This is a genomic window from Methylobacter sp. Wu1 (assembly GCF_036553575.1).
Classification (GTDB): domain Bacteria; phylum Pseudomonadota; class Gammaproteobacteria; order Methylococcales; family Methylomonadaceae; genus Methylobacter.
Map to the genome: position 1 here is coordinate 1 of NZ_JAZHOC010000037.1, position 16,388 is coordinate 16,388.

Consider the following 16,388-nt stretch of genomic DNA (forward strand, 5'->3'; position numbering starts at 1 on the left):
CGAGTTTGGTCGCTTATTCCTATCAGGATAAAAAGCCGGCTCTTCAATTACGTGAGGCTGATTTACTCCCTCTTTTACAGAATGCTTAAACCGAACTCAGGTTAAGTTAAGTTGACACAAGTGAAATAAATTGTCTCCTCCATGAGATAGAAAAGCATAAAACGAAGCGTTTTACACCAATATCCTGAAAATCAGGCAATCCAGACATCGTCTCTTCTCGTTACCATTAACTAACTGCTAAAATAAGCGGCTTCTAGCGTAGCGCTAGTGCAAAGGGCGGCTTGACTTGATGCGATGTTTATTTATTGATATTGAGCCAAGCTGGATTTCTTATGTAGGCGGCAATTGTATATAGTTCTGGTCGGATTTCTATAAGTAGGAATACTGATAAATTAGAGCTTGAGCAGGATATATATCAGTAGTAAACCTACCGCACCAACATCGCAACCTTCCTGCCTCTAATATCAAAAGTAGGAACGATATATGGTAATTTTATAATTATTATTTAAGTTGTAATTAAATTTACCGTTTCGATTTGATGTGTAATTTCTGTATATAAATCTACGTCAACTTCAGGCACTGCAATAGACACAATCAATGCATATCGAGCTTTTTTATCCCATCTTTGCAGTTTAGTTCGTGTACGCCACCACCCCATTGCCGGATAAATAGCTATTTGTCCACGTTCGGCAAGCTCAACTGCTGTACCTTTCCATACATCTTTATGAATTGAACCTCTGTGCCGAAAGTCACCTAATAGCCAGTTTGGGTCACTTGGTGCTCTGCTCGTTCCTTCTTCCTCATCATGAGCATGCCGACTAAGTCGACGTTGAAAATCTGTGACAGATTCTCTGGGGCGCTTCACATCAAACCGTAGCTGATGACTGGGATAGCTGTACTTACCCGTAACGTTTCGGCTTGAGGGGTTGGGCTCAATAAAATACGACAATGTGACCGTCATTTCGACTTCAACTTCACCAAGCTCCAGTAAACTATCTTTTGGCCATGGTAACTCATGCATGTGCATATCCCGAGTGCTTGGCGACTTACCATTTTCTTTCTGATAAGGCTGGAGCTCGTCTTCAACGATCAACGCGAGTGAATTATTCGTGCTCCACAACGCTCTTTCCAATTTAGGAATACCAAATCCGACACAACGAACCAGATGCTGAGCTTTCTGTCTATCCGTAGAACCATTATTAAACTGTTGCTTCATAGCATCGCTCCACTCCGCGGAATGGACTATCAATGCTCTGACAGTCTCTGGCCATAATGCTGGATAATGTGCGTAGATTTCTGCTGCAAATTTAGCTGCTAGAGCGGTAGCTGCACTAGTAGCTTCAAAAGTAGAGAAATGCCGTTCAATTGCGCGATAATGTGTTGTTAATAATTTTAAACTAGCAAATCCGGCACAACTGTATTGATCTATACCAACATTACCTCCTTCAAATACAACCTCTGGCTTTATTGGCATTTTTTTATTCCATAAAACAGAAGTGGTACTGTAGGGTGATAGACCTCCAAAAGGAGCTAGAGGATTATAAACACCTCCTGTAACTTCTGTAATAAGAGCTTTATGTGTATATGCTCCGACAGTAAGCGCATTCCAAGCTTGTGCTGGATCATGAATATCTTGAAGTTCATTATAAGCAGGGTATCCCATTAGAGCAGTCAGATCTTGGCCTGTATTCCCTGCACATACGGTAATAAGCCTTCGATTTTGATTTTCACCTAAATAATCTACGGCTAAGCTGTCAACAGTACTTGACCATGCTGAAGGTTTCCCTCGGTCTCTTCCATCAATGGAGGACAAAGCCATTGCAAAAACTCGTGTACGAGCGTAATTTGCTATCTCGGGAAGAGAAATGCCATCAGCAGTAATTATTCCATGATGTTTTCCTTCGTTATCACCTGAATATCGAAGAAGTTTGACCGATTCAATTCTGTGATTAATTTGAACTTGTTCCGAACTGCTTAGCGACTCAGCCAAATCCCCCCATATAGCTAGCCCTGCCATTCCAGTACCGTGACCGTCATCATCTGTGGGGAGCCACTCGGAATCAACTGAAAATTGATCTTGCTCGGTGATAAAGGGTTTTATAAGAGGGTGACCAATATTAATTCCCGTATCAAGAATACACACATAGGGCGTATTGTCGTCCTGAACATATAATCGCATAAGCAGATTTTCAGTCCAGGCTTGTTGCTCTTCAGGAGGTAACTCATCAAAAAATGCCGCAGTCTCCTTGGCTCTTCGCAACTCGGACACTTTGCTCAACAATAAAACGCTATTAGAAAAACTCCGTCTCGATCCCTTAGCAAGCAAAACTGAGCGTTCCGGGAATTCGAGTATTTGATCAGAGACTTGAATATTTGCACTTTTAGCGAGCAATTTGAAATCATGAATTACCGCTTGCCTATCATCCAAAACCGGCAACCAGATTTCCCACCAAAATGTCTCATTAATATCTTTTGGAAGCTGGTCGCTATTATCAGTCCACAGAGCATCCAATGCCGCAACCTTAAATGTCTGAATGGCATCAATCAACTTTTGATTATCTATCGGTCTACCATTTATATCTTTTTTATGCTCGAGGTAAGCCTGAAGCTTTTTATCTATCGTTGCTAATTTGCCCTGTGGTACAAAAATCGTGGCACATACTTGGTTTCCTGTATAACGAACGTTTAGTAGTTCAATACCTTGCTGAGCGTCGGCAAGGCTTTCAACGGCCATCTCTACGCCTGGAAAACTCTCAAATGCTACCTGGATGCCAAGACTTGATTCTAGATCGTAATTTTCAGCTAATTCGCTAATATCACTTTGTGCTTGAGTGAGTTGATCTAATTGAGATTTAAGCTGATTACCATGTTGTTGGCGATTTTGCGCAGGCACATTTCTATTTACTACTACAGTACCAGGATAGGTATATTTCGCTGATTTAGCATTTTGGCCAAGAAAGATATGAGGCTTAACCTCCTTATTTTTTGACATTTAATATCCTTATTACTTAACCAGATGATGATTAATGTTTCTTCGATCAGCAATTGCTTTATCTAATATAGAAAGTGTTATTTTATCGTATTTATGTATCAATAAGTCTTTAATAGCGTCTTCCGAAGCAAGTGTAATTTCTGCACTACTAAGCCCTTGCGCTCTCTCTGGAAGTTTTTTCCATGGAAAGTTTTTTGCAACGTATGGCTTCAATTTGTTACGGAACAAAGTAACTATCTCATTCTCTCCGGGAAGCTCATAACGTATGACATCATCGAAACGCCGAAATAAGGCATGATCAAGCATCTCAACGTGATTCGTTGCGCATACAATTACACTACTAGAATCATCTTGTTCGATCATTTGCAAGAAGCTATTGAGAATTCGACGAGCTTCTCCAACATCATTAGACGCTGATCTTTGCGATCCCAAAGCATCAAATTCATCAAAGAAATAGATGCCTCTCACATCCCGTATAGCATCGAAAACTTGACGCAATTTAGCAGCTGACTCCCCCATAAATTTTGTAATGAGAGCATCAAGCCTTACTTGAAAAAGTGGATAATTAAGTTCTCCTGCCAGAATAGAAGCAGTGTAGGTTTTACCGGCTCCAGGTGGACCTACAAGTAAAATCCGTCTACGAGGTGATAGACCATGATTCCTGAGCATCATCATGTGTCGTTGTTCATTTATCAGTCTCTCTAGCTGTTGTTTAAGGTTATCTGGAGCAATTAGATCGGACAATCGGAGTTTAGGATAACTTGTAGCAAGTAAACCACTGCTATCTTTGATACTCTTCGCGATTGAAATAGGAATATTCTGCTTGCCAGCCTTTTTTGCACGTTCAATTATATCGCGCAGTTCTTGGGCAATCCGTCCATGACCGCTTCGAGCTTCGTGGGCAGCAACCTGCAAGGCGATAGACAGGAATCTATCATCGTCCTTTTCAATATATGATTGCAATAATGCTTTTATTTGCTCTGAGCTAGCCATGATATTTCTTCTAACTGATGTACCTCTTGTTGAATAAAATCCCTCTCTGCCAAGAATACTATTTTTTATCGGCTTATGTCGTGGTTTTGGTCTAATTTTTGATTATTTAAGCCAATTCATCTATAAGCCATACGATCAGAATCAATCTGGCCTCACATATACTCAGCTATGAATATGGTTTACGAAAAATTAGATAACAAATAGGAAAATTAATTTCATATTGCAACCTCTTACTTTCCTTTGCAGGAGATATGCCAAATGCCGCTACAAATTGCTTTCAACAATTTAGGTAATTTTTTAACTTCAGAAGAATATCGAACTTCAATAAAAAAGCCCCAAAACGGGGCTTTTTTATTGAATATGGCGGAGAGAGAGGGATTCGAACCCTCGATACGTTGCCGTATACACACTTTCCAGGCGTGCGCCTTCGACCGCTCGGCCATCTCTCCTGCTATCTTTTACCCAAGAGTATGGGAAGCCGGCAAGGATAATCGAGATTGCGTTTTGTTGCAATGACTTTTTATCCGGCCAGTGCTTCCAGTTCGTCCCATCTTTGGTAAACCTGCTCCAGCTGCGCCGTTGTTTTTTCCAGTTCAGATAGCGCCTTGGCAATGGTTTCCTTGTCGTTTTTATAAAAATCGGCGTCGTTGATTTGTTCATTCAGTTCCGCCTGCCTTGCTTCCAGCTCATCGATCAGGTCCGGCAATCTGTCCAGCTCCTGCTGCTCCTTGTAGCTGAGTTTTTTCTTCGCTGCGGGGCGCTCAGTGTTATTCGAGGCCGGCTTTTCCTGCTTGGCAACCGACGCTTTTTTAGCCGCTTCGGCCTGTTTTGTCTGTTGGCAGTGATTCATCCAGTCGGTATAGCCGCCGACGAATTCGTCGACGCGGCCGGTGCCGTCGAGCACAAACACGCTGGTCACGACGTTGTCCAGAAACGCCCGGTCATGGCTGACCAGCAGCAAAGTGCCGTCATAGTTGACCAACTTTTCCTCCAGCAATTCCAGCGTTTCCAGATCAAGATCGTTGGTCGGTTCATCCATGACGATCAGGTTGGCTGGCTTGGTGAACAGGCGAGCCAGCAGCAGACGGTTTTTTTCGCCGCCCGACAGGCTCTTGACCGGCGAGCGGGCCCGCGCCGGCGCAAACAGGAAATCGGCCAGGTACGACATGACATGCCGTTTGCTGCCGGCAATCTCGACGAAATCGTTGCCGTCGGCGACCGTGTCGGCGACAGTCATCTCGGGATCGAGCTGATCGCGCAGCTGATCGAAGTAGGCGGTTTCGAGACGGGTACCCTGCTCGACGGTGCCGCTGTCGGGCTCCAGTTGTTTCAGCAGCAGTTTCAGCAGCGTGGATTTGCCGGCGCCGTTGGGGCCGATCAGGCCGATTTTGTCGCCGCGCTGAATCAGCGTGGAAAAATGCGAAATAACTTGTCTGTTCTGATAAGCAAAGCTGATGTCGTTGACTTCGATGACTTTCTTGCCGGACGCATCGCCCCGCTCCAGCGCCAGTTTGCTGGTGCCCTGCGCATTACGGCGCTGGGCGCGCTCGTTGCGCAAGCGCTCCAGTGCCCTGACCCGGCCTTCATTGCGCGTGCGCCGGGCTTTGATGCCCTGTCTGATCCAGGCTTCTTCCTCGGCCAGCTTTTTATCGAACTCGGCATTCTGGTTGGCTTCGTCTTCCAGAGCGGCCGCCTTACGGCGCAGGTAATCGTCATAATTGCCCTGCCAGGAAACCAGCTTGCCGCGGTCCAGATCGATGATGCGGGTGGCCAGCTTCTGCAGGAACGAGCGGTCGTGCGTGACGAAGAGCACGGCGCCCTGGAAATTCAGGATCTGCTCTTCCAGCCATAGGATGCTTTCGAAGTCCAGGTGGTTGGTCGGCTCGTCCAGCAACAGGACTTCCGGTTCGATGACCAGGGCTCTGGCCAGCGCGACGCGTCGCTTCCAGCCGCCGGACAAACCGTTGATTTTCAGTTCGCCGGGCAAGCCGAGTCTGCTTAAAGTGGTTTCGACGCGCTGCTGGAAATGCCAGCCGTTGTGCGCTTCCAGCTTGTGCTGCAGATCGCCCAGTTCCTGCAGCGCTTTGCCGTCGTCATGAGCCATTGCTAATGACAGTGTATGGTAACGCGTGATCCACTGCCCCAATTCGCCCAAGCCGCCGGCCACGGCATCATAAATCGTCGCCTCGTCGGGCAGCTCGGGCGCTTGCTCCAGCCAGGCCAGTTTCAGTTCGGGCTGCTGCCAGATCTCGCCATGATCGGCATGGACGGAGCCGGCGATGATTTTCATCAACGTGGATTTGCCTTCCCCATTGCGACCTAACAGACCCACTCTTTCTCCGGCATCCAGCTGGAAGTCGGCATTTTCTAACAGTGCATGGGTGCCGTAGGCGATGGAGATATTGGTTAATCGTAGTAAAGGCATATTAAATTTCTTGATGTTGTAAATTGCGTCGTAATAAATCCAGTGCCAGCAACGCCGCCTGGTTTTGCTTGCGCCGGATGGGCCCGGCCACTGTCTGTGTCGATTGATGAAATCCGTCTGCGGTCAGCAGTACATTATATAAAACAATGGGCTGATCTTTATCGTGAAATATGTCGTCATCGCCGGCATAAAGCTGGACCAGCGCAAAATCCGCGCCGGCGGACTTTCGCGCGGCGACGGCGATTTTTTCCGCCGTCGCCATCAGGTCATCTCGATCGACGGGCACGGCGAACCGTTGCCCCAGGCTGTCCAGCGACCGGTCGAAAAGTGTGCCAAGCAGCCAGGGCATACCAATGCATTTGGCCGCCAGCAAGCCCTGGCTGGCGGTTTCTATTGCAGTCAATGTGTACTTGCCGGCCTGCATCAGCCGGTCTATGACTGCCGCCAGGTCGCCCGAGGCTTCGGTCAGGCCGTCAATTCCGAAAACCGCATGGCCTAATTGTTCAGCGATATTGGACACTAACGAGGCCATTTCGGTTTCCAGGTAACCATAAGGAAACAATAATTTGGTCTGGACGTCGTCGATGCCGGCACGAAAACCTAATTGAACCTGATCAGGGATAATGATCGCGGCTATGCGCTGCTGAATGTCCGATTCACCGATGCCTATCGTTCTGATCGTAATGAGCCGGCCGGGCAGCAAGGCAAACCGGTCCGCCAGCGCCGGTCTGACTTTCTCAAGGAACAAATGGCGCATTTCATACGGCACACCCGGCAGGAACGCAAACCAGCAGCGGCCATAGAGCAAAGAGAATCCCGGCGCCGTGCCCCATTCGTTATCGATGCGTGCAGCCCCTGCCGGCAGCATGGCCTGTTTTCGGTTCGACTCGGGCATCGGCCGCTTTCTGTTGTCAAAAAACCGTTTGATTTGCGCAAAGGCAATCTCGTCAAATTGCAACTCCAAGCCGAACGCTTTGGCTACCGCTTCGGCGGTCAGATCGTCACTGGTGGGCCCGAGCCCTCCGGTGCAAATACAGCAGTCTGCTCGCAGCGCAATTTCGTGCAGCAGCACGATCAGCTCATTGAGATTATCGCCTACGGCCGTGTGCCGCGTTACGGCAAAGCCCATCTGTACGGCCTGCTGGGACAGCCAGGCCGCATTCGTATCGGCCATCTGCCCGGCCACAATTTCTTCGCCTTGCGAGAAAATTTCCAGGATTGGATTCATGCCCATCCCTCAACCGGCCATCAGCCGACTGTGCCAGAAAGGCAATGACAACAGGCTTAAGGCCGTCGTCACGGTGACGACCATTGCGTACAATGAACTGTCCAGACGATAACGGTCACAGAATACGATACCCAATACCATGCTCGGCATGGCCATTTCCAGAACGGCAGGCGCTCTGTAACTTTCTGCCATATTCAAGTGGCTGATCAGAGCGACCGCAAACAATGGCATTAATACCATTTTTATCAGAATCACCGGCGTCACATAAGGGATATTACGCACGGTTACGGCTCTCCAGCTTAACGCCAAGCCCAGCGAAAACAGCATCAATGGCACGACCGCTGCGGACAGTTTCTGCAGCGCGCCAGTCAGCCAAGCCGGCGCGATTACGCCGTTAAGATTCAAGCCGACGGCGACAGCGGCGGCCCAGAATGGCGGCGCGTTCAGAAAAGACAGCATCGATTTCTGACCTTCGGCATCATCTTCTCCATAATGGCGCACGATCATGATCCCTATGGTAAACAGCATCGGCGCCGTTGCGAACAAATCAACCTGTATAGCGACCGACCGCGCCCAACTGCCGAACGTCTGCTCCAGCACCGGCAGGCCCAAATAAGTCACATTCGGGAAAGCCGCCGCCAGTATCATTGCGCCCAAGCGCTTATCCTCGAATCTAAACACGCGCCCGATAAGCCAGATACTGACCATGGCAAAAACAATGCTGCTGGCTCCGAGCAGCGTATATTGCAGCGAATGCACGCCGATATCGGCCGACCACAACACTTCCAGAACCATGGCCGGCAGTAATAAATAATAAACAACCATGGTCAATGCCGGCCTGATCTGCTCTGCCAGCATCCCGCCAGGCTTTATGATGCGCCACCCTGCTCCGCAGGCGATCAGCAAGGTCATTTGTATCAATGTCGAATTCATAGTCCGCGAATTATTGTGTTTTGCCAATTTTAGCATTCCCCGCCAAAACAAGTTCCGGTAATATAGTCCGACTAACCGGCCGGCCAATCAGTCGCCCTTTACACTATCTTGCGCCTTTTACGAGCCTAGAACCTATGACCACATTCCTTTCAACCAAGCCTATCCCTGTCCGCGAACGCCTGATTATGGCGCTGGACGTGCCCAGCATACCCGAAGCGCAAGCTATCGTGGAAGAACTCGGCGATTCAGTGATCTTCTACAAGGTCGGCATGGAACTGTTCATGTCCGGCGATTACTTTGGTTTTATCGAGTGGCTGAAGCAGCGCAATAAGAAAGTGTTCGTTGACCTGAAGTTCTTCGATGTGCCGGCCACGGTCGGCCGCGCTATCAGAGCGCTGAGCAGCAAAGGCGTGGATCTGGCGACCATTCACGGCAACGATGCCATCATGGAAGCGGCCGCCAAGGAAAAAGGCGATCTCAAGGTGCTGGCGGTCACGGCCCTGACCAGCCTGGACAGAGGCGATCTGGATGATCTGGGTTTTAAATGCGACGTCAGAGATCTGGTATTGTCGCGCGCCAGGCGGGCTTTGCAGATCGGCTGTGACGGCATTGTTTCGTCAGGGCTGGAAGCGCCCATGCTCAGAACAGAGCTGGACCATCGCCTGCTGATCATTACGCCGGGCATCCGGCCGGTCGACAACCGGGTTGAAGACGACCAGAAGCGCGTGGTGAGCGTGGAAGATGCGTTCCGGAACGGAGCCGATTATATCGTCGTTGGCCGGCCCATACGCGACGCCGAGAATCGCAAAGCCATGGCCGAAAAGATTCAGGAACAAATCCTTGCCCAGTTCCAGCAGCCTGAATAACTTTCGCGCCTACGATGCATTTCAATTTAATAAGGCATATAAAAGGAACGGCAAAGCCGCATGCCAGTCCGGGCCCGATTCCAATCGATCCGCTGTATCACCTTTGAATTAACCGATTTATAAAGAACAATTTTTGAATGCTGACTATTTGTGTATATCCATCTCTGTGGTATTGTTGATCGGTTATGGAATTTGATCTTGCTTTTAATGCTTCTTATTTAGTCGCTTTTACGATGGGCCTGTTCAGCAGCATGCACTGCATAGGCATGTGCGGCTCAATTATCGGCACGCTGACGCTAAGCCTCAGCCCTGAAATCCGCAACAAGAAGACGCGCCTTTTTCCGTTTGTATTTAATTACAACCTCGGGCGCATCCTCAGTTACGCAATAGCCGGGGCACTAGCCGGCATTGTAGAGATGATACTCACCATGCCGCTTAGTCATGGACAGGGGCACAGAGTGCTGCAATTACTGTCTGCGGCCGTCATGACCGGCGCGGGGCTTTATATTGCGGGTTGGTTTCCCCGTTTCGCTTATATCGAAAAAGCCGGAACCTATCTCTGGAAAAAAATAGAACCGTTTGGCCGCAGGCTCATCCCGGTAAAGAACCGCACTCAAGCCTTTTTTTTCGGCATGGTCTGGGGCTGGCTGCCCTGCGGACTGGTCTATTCCGGGCTGGCGCTGGCAGCGACGACCGGCGATATTGCTAAAAGTTCCCTGACAATGCTGTGTTTCGGATTGGGCACTTTACCTGCCGTAATGGGAGTGGGTATAATGACCGGAATATTAGCAAGGTTGTCCAGAATGCAATATTTCAAGCAGATTGTCGGGCTGCTGATGATTGCGCTGGCGCTAATTGCTGCGATGCCATGGCTTAACCCCTATGCACTAACAATACATCTAAGAAATCACTAAGAGGCAAGTATGGGTCATTTTAATTCGATCATTGGGCAATCCCCTGCATTAGATTCTTTAATTCGCAGCGCCAAAATGGTTGCGGCTACTGATGTTACGGTACTAATTAAAGGTGAAACCGGCACGGGCAAGGAAGTTCTGGCCACCGCGATCCAAAAATCCAGTCCTCGAGCCAACAAGGCTTTTATCACGCTGAATTGCGCTGCATTGCCGGAGAGCCTGATTGAGTCCGAACTGTTCGGCCATAAAAAAGGCTCGTTTACAGGCGCCACCGCCAACAAGCAAGGTCTGTTTCAAGCCGCTAATGGCGGCACCTTGTTTCTTGATGAAATCAACTCCTTGCCCGTCTCCATCCAGGCTAAACTGTTGCGTTTCCTGGAATCCGGAGAGTGCCTGGCCGTAGGCGATGTCAAATCTTATAAGGTTGATGTCCGCGTTATTGCGGCGACCAACGCCGACCTGAGCAAGCAAATCGAAGCCGGCGAATTCAGACAGGATTTGTACTTCCGTTTGAATGTCGTGCCTCTGGAATTGCCGCCGCTGTCACAACGCACCGAGGACATTGAGCACCTCATCAAGCATTTCCTGACTTTTTTTGCCGACATGCATTCAATCACAGCGCCTAAATTCAGCAAACAGGCCCTAAAAATCCTGAAAGGCTACCAATGGCCCGGCAATATCCGTGAACTGCGCAACTTGTGCGAAAGGCTCAGCATTTTATTGGCCGGCAAGACCATTGAACCGGAAAACCTGCCGCATGAGTTCAGCGCCTACAGCCGCAATCCCAAAGCCACACCGTTCACACTGCCTGAAGTCGGTCTGCAACTGGATGCCTTGGAAGCCGACCTGATCCATCAGGCACTAAGCCGAACCCAAGGCAACCGCAGCAAATCGGCTAAATTGCTGGGCATTTCCAGAGATACGCTGCTCTACCGCATGCAAAAGCATGGGTATGCCTCACACTAAGGCAAGCCTGAATCATTAATTCGAGAAGCCGGCGAATCGTCTCAGGCGAATATGCCGGCTCCGCTTGATATCCCACGGTATCAATCTGAACGCCGTCAAAGGCGCCTTATCCACTGCGCAGTAACATTGTCGCTTTTGCCATTCCCGCGCAACACCGCCAACTGCGCCAGCTTGCTCAGCTCTGCTTCGCCGCTGTCCAATTGAGCCAGTTGCAATAGCTCGTGTTGTTTTACTTTTCCCCAAAAACCATCACTGCACAGAACAAACGTTTCTCCTTTTTCCATGGCCGGATATAAGCAGATCTCGGCCTCATGCGCTCTCAGCGCATTGATACAGCGCGTCAATTGATTCTGATAGGGATGCTGCGCCATTTCCTGTTCGGTAATATCGCCCTGATTCATTAATTGCTGCGGAACCGAATGATCCAACGTGCGCCATAGAATCCGTTGCGGATTCATTCTATAGATGCGCGTATCACCGCAATGAGCCGTTAGCACAAACCGTTTATCGAGATAAAGAATGGCGCACGTCGTATAGGCTTGCTCTACAGAGCCATCCTGGCCGAATAACCGTCTCATTTCATTAATGGCGTTGGCTATCCAGATCGAAATTGTTTCGGCCGGATCGCGAGCCATCAGCCAACTGTAAGTCTCGGCAAATCGCAACATGCCCTGACAGAAAAAATGCGAAGCCATTTCGCCGGCGAGATGGCCGCCTAAGCCGTCGGCAACTATAAACAGCGCATAAGCGTCATTGACGATATGCGCCATACAGTCCTGATTGACCTCTCGATCACCTGACAAGGTTAATTGACAGAATTCCAGGTTCACTTATTTGCCGCAATAAGGACTCGTCAGCCTTGCATTCCTCATGACACGCTTCAAATCCCTGACCGTTTGGTCCAAACCTGAGAATACTGCCTGAGCGATAATCGAATGCCCGATATTCAGCTCGACCAACTCAGGGATTGCGCATATCGCTTCAACATTATAAAAATGCAGACCATGGCCGGCATTGACCTGCAAGCCCGCACTATGGGCATAGCGTGCAGCCTGCCTGATACGTTCCAGTTCTTCGCTTTGCAGCCTTGAATCCCCGGCATCGGCATAGCGGCCGGTATGCAGCTCCACAACCGGCGCCCCGGCTTTAACGGCGGCGTCAATCTGGGCTTCGTCAGGATCAATAAAAAGCGATACTTCAACGCCAGCCGCCGCCAATTGCTCACAGGCCCATTGCATGCGCGGCAGATTACCGGCCACGTCCAGGCCGCCTTCAGTGGTCAGTTCTTCGCGCTTTTCGGGGACGAGACAGCAGGCATATGGCTTGACTTGCCTTGCAATGCCGATCATCTCATCAGTCACTGCCATTTCCATATTGAGCCGGGTATGGATCATGTCTTTCAGCAGGAAAATATCCCTGTCCTGAATATGGCGGCGATCCTCGCGCAAATGCGCCGTAATCCCGTCGGCGCCGGCCTGCTCCGCTATCAATGCAGCCTGCACCGGTTCCGGATACATTGTGCCTCGCGCCTGTCTCAAGGTAGCGACATGGTCGATATTGACGCCTAATAAAATTAAGTTCTTATTCATTCTTTAATATGCCTGATATTTTATTGATAACCGTCCGGCTTTTAAGCGGCTTACCCTGCAGATGAGAATCAATGACTGCTCTCATCAGTATTTTCGCTTCGCTCAGGACGTGAGGATCGTCGAATTCTCTGGACTTTATCGCCAGCAAAATCTTTCCGGAAAAACGCCCATCCACCGCTTCAACCGCTCCTTGCTGCGCATCAAAGGCATAATGCTTTAACGGGCTCACTAAGGCGCCATTGACATCGCGTTCCAACTGCAGTCCATAACCGACATGATCCATCAGCTTTAATTCAAACAACCGCAAGGTTGCTTCTATGTTATCGCCATTCGCCAGGCGTGATAAACAGCTTGCGTAATCGTTGAATACTTCAGGATGCGGATCGTATTTATGCAAAAAGCGGCTGATCAGTTCATTAACATAGAAGCCGCAATAGAAGGCAAGCCCTCCCAGTTGCACGAATGGCTGAGCGATTTCAACATCCGTCAGTGTTTTTAGCTCTGCCTTGCCGACATAGGAAATGAGCAGCGGAATAAAGGGTTGCAGCATCCCGGCTGTTTTAGATTTTGATTTTTTTACGCCTTTTGCCACCAGAGAAAGCCTGCCGAAATCTCTGGTCAGCACATCGATGATCAGACTGGTCTCCCGGTATTTACGGTGCTGTAAAATAAATGCAGGCTGTAGATAAACTGCTGGTTCAGTCATTAAACCCTAAATTCTGCAGCGCGCGCTCATTATCCGACCAGCCTTTTTTGATTTTAACCCAAAGCTGTAAATAAACTTTCTGGCCGATCAGTTTTTCGATGTCATGCCGGGCATCCGTACCGATTTTCTTCAGCATTTCGCCCTCTTTGCCAATGACGATATTCTTCTGGGTCGACCGCTCCACCCAAATGATGGCATAGATCTTGGCGATCCCAGGCTTTTCTTCATAGCGTTCAATCTCGACCGTTAACGCATAAGGCAACTCATCGCCCAATCTTCGGGTCAGTTTTTCCCTGACAATTTCAGCGCACAGAAAACGCTCGGGGCGGTCTGTAATCTGGTCTTCAGGGTAGATCAACTCCCCTTCGGGCAGCAACTCCATAACCGCTTTTTCAAGCTGATCAAGGTTTGTGCCTTTCAATGCAGAGATAGGAATCAAATGCTCGAATGGAAAACGGTGCTGCGCCTCGGCAAAGAAGGCCAGAATCGCGTCCTTGTCCTTGACCTTGTCAACTTTATTGACAGCCAGAATGACCGGCAAGCCGGCCTGCTCCAGTTTTTTGAAGATGACTTCATCATACTCATGCCAGGATAAACCGTCGATCAGCCAGACGACCACATCAACCCCCAGGAGAGTCGTATCGGCCGTCCTGTTCAAGTACCGGTTCAGCGCTCTTTTTTCACTGTCGTGCATGCCCGGCGTATCCATGTAAATGGCCTGGCCGGCTTCTGTCGTATTGATGCCGAGAATCCGATGCCGGGTGGTTTGCGGCTTACGGGATGTAATGCTGATTTTTTGTTTCAGCAAGTGGTTCATCAATGTGGATTTGCCGACATTTGGGCGCCCGATCAGTGCTACGTAACCGCAATTCATTTAGTGTCTTTACTCAGTAATTCGAGCATCTGTTCAGCTGCCGCCTGTTCTGCTCTTTTTCGGGAAATCCCTGTGCCGATACAAGCCTCGGCTATTAAAGGGATTGTGCATTTAACTTTAAACGTTTGTTCATGTGCGAGTCCGGATGTAGTCATTAAAACATATTCGGGCAATTCCATTTTCTTTGACTGCATCAACTCCTGTAACTGGGTTTTAGGATCTTTCTGCCAGTTAATCAGCGATAAATTTGCCAATTTCTCCGCAAATAATTCCAGTATCCAGCGCTGACAGGTTTCTATGCCCTGATCTATGAATAATGCGCCCATAATGGCTTCCAGAGCATCGGATAAAATGGAATCTCGCCGAAAACCACCGCTCTTCAATTCCCCTGAACCCAGCAGCAAATAGTCGCCGACCTGATGCTTTCTGGCCAGATCCGCCAATGAGCTCTGATTGACCAGGCTGGCTCTTAACCGGCTCAACACGCCTTCGCTGGCATCAGGAAATAATTCATACAGCTTCTGGGCAATGACAAAACCCAATATCGAATCGCCTAGAAATTCCAAACGCTCATTGTTATGAGCTCCGGCACTTCGATGGGTTAAAGCCCTGGCAAAAAGCTGCGGGTTATCAAATGCCAGTCCGAGTTTTTTACATAATACGGCAGGCTTTCTTATCACTCCTGACCAACCTCAATAAAGTCATAGAATTCGGCTAAGACACTGAGATTACCGAAAATTTTCACGACAGTCTCGTATTCGATTTCCACTTTCAGATAATTGCCACGCTTGGTGACTTTTATATCGTCCTGGGTAACATCATAGACATAATTCATAGTGAATCGTTTATCGAGGATAGTTCTGGCTTCTTGTTCGCTTTTGGTTTGAATGTCCGTCGTCTTTTCAAGGGCGGCCAGCGCATTGACAACTTTGCTGTGGTCGATGTAGATCGGCGCGATTTTTAAAATCAACAATACAAAGAAAGCGATCAGGCCCAGAATAAAGGCTATAGAGATTAAAGTGAGCCCTTGCTGGCATTTAGGCGAAAAATTCATATTCACTCCGAACAATTAAATAAATTACCCATATAAGTGTAGTTTATTTCAGCACGGTGCCAATACGATCAAGACCTACGCCTTTATGCTGCCAATCCCAGCTCATCCAGATAAAAAATGCCTTGCCCACCAGATTCTCTTCAGGAACGACGCCCCAATAGCGGCTGTCATTACTGTTGTCTCGATTGTCGCCCATCACAAAATAACTTCCTTCCGGCACGACAAAAACGCCTTCAACCGTAGGCGATCCGTTCCTGATCAGAATGCTGTGTTCGATGCCGGACAGATTTTCCAACCGGTGTTCGGCACCGGTCATTTCCTCGCCTTGCCCGATGCCCTGATAAGCCCCTAATGTGACCTGATTGACAGGCAAGTCGTTGATATACAATTTTTTATTGTAATAAGCGATTTTGTCGCCCGGCAAACCTATTACGCGTTTTATATAATCGACAGAAGGATCTTTAGGATAACGGAACACGACTATATCACCCCGCTGCGGCTCATTCAGTTCAATAACTTTTTTATTTATAACCGGCAGGCGTATGCCGTAAGTAAACTTATTGACCAGGATAAAATCGCCGATCAGCAATGTCGGCATCATGGAGCCTGAAGGAATGCGGAAAGGCTCGGCCAGAAATGAGCGCAGCAATAAAACGATCAGGACGATAGGAAAAAAAGAACGCGCATACTCTACAATTAAAGGCTCTTTTTTATCGACGAAAATATCTGCATCAGGTCTGCGCATCAGCAGGTAACCGCCCCAGATGACACCGGTAATGACAGTGGCGATCAAAAGAAAAAAGGAAAAATCAAAATCCATAATATGTTGTGTGATAAAGGTGAAAAAA

15 protein-coding genes and 1 tRNA gene are annotated in these 16,388 nt (G+C 48.7%); 3 read left to right on the top strand and 13 right to left on the bottom strand.

From position 1 onward, the window contains the following. Positions 1 to 505 precede the first annotated feature (505 nt). The 6 genes from V2P20_RS04820 to V2P20_RS04845 all read right to left on the bottom strand — a co-directional run bounded on the left by V2P20_RS04820 (position 506) and on the right by V2P20_RS04845 (position 8,571). Positions 506 to 2,992 carry a S8 family peptidase gene (locus V2P20_RS04820; protein WP_331816660.1) on the bottom strand — a complete coding sequence of 829 codons (2,487 nt, stop codon included), beginning with the start codon at positions 2,990 to 2,992 and terminating at the stop codon, positions 506 to 508. Positions 2,993 to 3,004: 12 nt separating this feature from the next. Further along, positions 3,005 to 3,985 carry an AAA family ATPase gene (locus V2P20_RS04825; protein WP_331816662.1) on the bottom strand — a complete coding sequence of 327 codons (981 nt, stop codon included), beginning with the start codon at positions 3,983 to 3,985 and terminating at the stop codon, positions 3,005 to 3,007. Positions 3,986 to 4,346: 361 nt separating this feature from the next. Continuing rightward, positions 4,347 to 4,434: transfer RNA gene (locus V2P20_RS04830), tRNA-Ser, on the bottom strand. 71 nt (positions 4,435 to 4,505) lie between these two features. Then, positions 4,506 to 6,410 carry an ATP-binding cassette domain-containing protein gene (locus tag V2P20_RS04835; protein WP_331816664.1) on the bottom strand — a complete coding sequence of 635 codons (1,905 nt, stop codon included), beginning with the start codon at positions 6,408 to 6,410 and terminating at the stop codon, positions 4,506 to 4,508. A 1-nt stretch (position 6,411) separates the two neighbouring features. Further along, entirely contained in the window at positions 6,412 to 7,638 is a 1,227-nt protein-coding gene (locus tag V2P20_RS04840; RefSeq protein WP_331816666.1) for a molybdopterin-binding protein, read from the bottom strand. A gap of 9 nt (positions 7,639 to 7,647) precedes the next feature. Beyond that, a complete protein-coding gene (locus V2P20_RS04845) occupies positions 7,648 to 8,571 on the bottom strand; it encodes an AEC family transporter (protein WP_331816668.1) in 924 nt (307 codons plus the stop codon). A gap of 134 nt (positions 8,572 to 8,705) precedes the next feature. Between V2P20_RS04845 and pyrF the strand changes: the two genes are divergently transcribed. The 3 genes from pyrF (at position 8,706) to V2P20_RS04860 (ending at position 11,317) form a co-directional block, all read left to right on the top strand. Beyond that, a complete protein-coding gene (gene pyrF, locus V2P20_RS04850) occupies positions 8,706 to 9,437 on the top strand; it encodes an orotidine-5'-phosphate decarboxylase (protein ID WP_331816670.1) in 732 nt (243 codons plus the stop codon). Positions 9,438 to 9,622: 185 nt separating this feature from the next. Then, positions 9,623 to 10,351 (top strand): sulfite exporter TauE/SafE family protein, encoded by a 729-nt coding sequence (locus V2P20_RS04855; RefSeq protein WP_194970038.1) that lies wholly within the window; start codon positions 9,623 to 9,625, stop codon positions 10,349 to 10,351. 9 nt (positions 10,352 to 10,360) lie between these two features. Beyond that, positions 10,361 to 11,317: a sigma-54 dependent transcriptional regulator gene (locus tag V2P20_RS04860; RefSeq protein ID WP_194970039.1), complete on the top strand. Its 957-nt coding sequence runs from the start codon at positions 10,361 to 10,363 to the stop codon at positions 11,315 to 11,317. Positions 11,318 to 11,412: 95 nt separating this feature from the next. Here the strand turns inward: V2P20_RS04860 and V2P20_RS04865 are convergent, their stop codons facing one another. From V2P20_RS04865 to lepB, 7 genes are read right to left on the bottom strand one after another with little or no spacing between them, the layout of a single operon-like run. Next, complete coding sequence (locus tag V2P20_RS04865; RefSeq protein WP_331816674.1) at positions 11,413 to 12,147, bottom strand: protein phosphatase 2C domain-containing protein; 735 nt, start codon at positions 12,145 to 12,147, stop codon at positions 11,413 to 11,415. Further along, entirely contained in the window at positions 12,148 to 12,906 is a 759-nt protein-coding gene (pdxJ, locus tag V2P20_RS04870; protein ID WP_331816676.1) for a pyridoxine 5'-phosphate synthase, read from the bottom strand. Then, positions 12,899 to 13,612 (bottom strand): DNA repair protein RecO, encoded by a 714-nt coding sequence (recO, locus tag V2P20_RS04875; RefSeq protein WP_331816678.1) that lies wholly within the window; start codon positions 13,610 to 13,612, stop codon positions 12,899 to 12,901. Before recO ends, pdxJ begins: the two co-directional genes overlap by 8 nt. Continuing rightward, positions 13,605 to 14,486 (bottom strand): GTPase Era, encoded by an 882-nt coding sequence (era, locus tag V2P20_RS04880; RefSeq protein ID WP_194970043.1) that lies wholly within the window; start codon positions 14,484 to 14,486, stop codon positions 13,605 to 13,607. The genes recO and era overlap by 8 nt, the downstream gene beginning before the upstream one ends. Then, positions 14,483 to 15,166 (bottom strand): ribonuclease III, encoded by a 684-nt coding sequence (rnc, locus tag V2P20_RS04885; protein WP_331816683.1) that lies wholly within the window; start codon positions 15,164 to 15,166, stop codon positions 14,483 to 14,485. The genes era and rnc overlap by 4 nt, the downstream gene beginning before the upstream one ends. Then, positions 15,163 to 15,540 carry a DUF4845 domain-containing protein gene (locus V2P20_RS04890; RefSeq protein ID WP_331816685.1) on the bottom strand — a complete coding sequence of 126 codons (378 nt, stop codon included), beginning with the start codon at positions 15,538 to 15,540 and terminating at the stop codon, positions 15,163 to 15,165. Before V2P20_RS04890 ends, rnc begins: the two co-directional genes overlap by 4 nt. A gap of 43 nt (positions 15,541 to 15,583) precedes the next feature. Beyond that, positions 15,584 to 16,360, bottom strand: coding sequence for a signal peptidase I (lepB, locus tag V2P20_RS04895; RefSeq protein WP_331816687.1), 777 nt, complete (start codon positions 16,358 to 16,360; stop codon positions 15,584 to 15,586). Positions 16,361 to 16,388: the final 28 nt, after the last annotated feature.

Coding starts and splice junctions, on each gene's coding strand:
- V2P20_RS04820 (WP_331816660.1), bottom strand. CDS start 2,992: ATGTCAAAAAATAAGGAGGTTAAGCCTCATATCTTTCTTGGCCAAAAT.
- V2P20_RS04825 (WP_331816662.1), bottom strand. CDS start 3,985: ATGGCTAGCTCAGAGCAAATAAAAGCATTATTGCAATCATATATTGAA.
- V2P20_RS04835 (WP_331816664.1), bottom strand. CDS start 6,410: ATGCCTTTACTACGATTAACCAATATCTCCATCGCCTACGGCACCCAT.
- V2P20_RS04840 (WP_331816666.1), bottom strand. CDS start 7,638: ATGAATCCAATCCTGGAAATTTTCTCGCAAGGCGAAGAAATTGTGGCC.
- V2P20_RS04845 (WP_331816668.1), bottom strand. CDS start 8,571: ATGAATTCGACATTGATACAAATGACCTTGCTGATCGCCTGCGGAGCA.
- pyrF (WP_331816670.1), top strand. CDS start 8,706: ATGACCACATTCCTTTCAACCAAGCCTATCCCTGTCCGCGAACGCCTG.
- V2P20_RS04855 (WP_194970038.1), top strand. CDS start 9,623: ATGGAATTTGATCTTGCTTTTAATGCTTCTTATTTAGTCGCTTTTACG.
- V2P20_RS04860 (WP_194970039.1), top strand. CDS start 10,361: ATGGGTCATTTTAATTCGATCATTGGGCAATCCCCTGCATTAGATTCT.
- pdxJ (WP_331816676.1), bottom strand. CDS start 12,906: ATGAATAAGAACTTAATTTTATTAGGCGTCAATATCGACCATGTCGCT.
- recO (WP_331816678.1), bottom strand. CDS start 13,612: ATGACTGAACCAGCAGTTTATCTACAGCCTGCATTTATTTTACAGCAC.
- era (WP_194970043.1), bottom strand. CDS start 14,486: ATGAATTGCGGTTACGTAGCACTGATCGGGCGCCCAAATGTCGGCAAA.
- V2P20_RS04890 (WP_331816685.1), bottom strand. CDS start 15,540: ATGAATTTTTCGCCTAAATGCCAGCAAGGGCTCACTTTAATCTCTATA.
- lepB (WP_331816687.1), bottom strand. CDS start 16,360: ATGGATTTTGATTTTTCCTTTTTTCTTTTGATCGCCACTGTCATTACC.